Below are 850 nucleotides of genomic sequence, written 5' to 3' on the forward strand. Positions count from 1 at the left end.
AAAAGTGAGAAGCTTTATGCGCCTAAACAACAAAGTTATTGAGGTTAAAGGGTGGCAAGCAATGATTCAGCATGTATTGGCTATGGTACCTGAAGTGCTGAAAGCTCGTGGAGGAAGTAGTATTTCTGCGAGCGAACTGTCTAGATCGTTCGTGTTATTCGATAGTGTGTTTAAGTTCAAGCCGCAGAACCAGGAAGATGCTCGTTTCCTCGGCCAGCTGAATCATATTCGAATCGCTAAGACAAGTGAGAGAAATACTAAGGCTGTCAAGACAACACAAGATAATGACGGTGAAATTTCAACAACAACCAAGTGCCCTTGCTAAGCGTAGATTAAAAAAGGAAATCGAAATGATGATGAACTTAATTGAAACCAAGACATCAATTGGCTCTTTCACGGAAGTTCCAACTGAAACATATGAAATGGACACGAGTTTGCTGGAATTGATTAATAGTATTACCGAGAACAGTAACTTGTTGAGAGGTGTGGATCGCACAAATTTGAAAGAATACCGTAAGAGCGCAGTGAAGGAATATATGTCATTTATGAAGGGGTTTACGCCGTCAGAAAAAGCACAACTAATTGTGGATTATGCCTCCGGGAGTGGATGGTGCGATCATTTTATTATGACAGGAACCAAACTAGACAATATGGCAAAAGGAATTGGTAATATCCCTGCTTGGGTAGTAAATAGCGCTTTCGAATTGCTTCTAGAGAGGGGCTGGCGACCACGCGTTGTCGATTCAGATAATGCCGAAGTCTGCCAGCGATTAGAAGATATTTTTGCGCTATTTATCAACTACTGGATTTCTAAGAAAGGACCTTTTCTATCAGTGGAACAGGTTTTAGG

At 41.2% G+C, this 850-nt stretch carries 2 protein-coding genes; both read left to right on the forward strand.

The window, feature by feature from the left end; genetic code table 11:
• On the forward strand, window positions 1-325 hold a 325-nt coding region (locus tag A3761_RS02470; protein ID WP_231881126.1), incomplete at its 5' end, for a hypothetical protein.
• Window positions 291-850 (forward strand): hypothetical protein (locus tag A3761_RS02475; RefSeq protein ID WP_156491525.1); only part of this gene is annotated, 560 nt, incomplete at its 3' end. The genes A3761_RS02470 and A3761_RS02475, both read left to right, overlap by 35 nt.

Source organism: Oleiphilus sp. HI0123 (genome assembly GCF_001635315.1).